This is a genomic window from Mesorhizobium tamadayense, from assembly GCF_003863365.1.
Classification (GTDB): Bacteria; Pseudomonadota; Alphaproteobacteria; order Rhizobiales; family Rhizobiaceae; genus Mesorhizobium; species Mesorhizobium tamadayense.
The window spans coordinates 1-546 of sequence record NZ_RQXT01000226.1 but is presented as its reverse complement, the minus strand read 5'-3'; the positions used below and the strand labels follow the sequence as shown (position 1 = coordinate 546).

At 63.4% G+C, this 546-nt stretch carries 1 protein-coding gene; it reads left to right on the top strand.

What is annotated here, in order from left to right; genetic code table 11:
* Window positions 1-546, top strand: a 546-nt coding sequence (locus EH240_RS37420; RefSeq protein ID WP_206075407.1) for a malonate decarboxylase subunit alpha, incomplete at both ends; no start/stop codon positions are given.

The window sequence follows — 546 nt, the reverse complement described above, 5'->3', positions numbered from 1 at the left end:
CCGAGCCGCCCCTCATTTGGCAAATGATCGCAAGCAACGACGTGGCGGCGTACAACATCCCTTCCGGAGTGCTCTTCGACATGCACCGCGAAGCGGCCGCGAAGCGCCCGGGCGTGATCACCAAGATCGGGCTCGACACCTTCGCCGACCCGAACCGCCAGGGCTGCGCGATGAATGCGGCCGCGGAAGCCCGGCCCGTGGTGCGCAAAATCCAATTCTACGGTGAGGAGTACCTCTACTTCAAGGCGATCGCGCCGCAGGTAGCGATCATCCGTGCCACGACGGCGGACGAGCGCGGCAATTTGACCTACGAGCACGAAGGCGCCTATCTCGGCGGCCTCGACCAAGCGCTCGCGGCCCACAACAATGGCGGCATCGTCATCGCGCAGGTGAAGCGCATCACCAAGGACGGATCGATGAGGCCGCACGACGTGCGAGTGCCCGGAATTCTCGTCGACTACGTCGTCGTCGATCCCGACCAGAAACAGACAACGCAGACGCTCTACGACCCTGCAATCTCGGGCGAGATTTTTCGGCCGCTCGAAA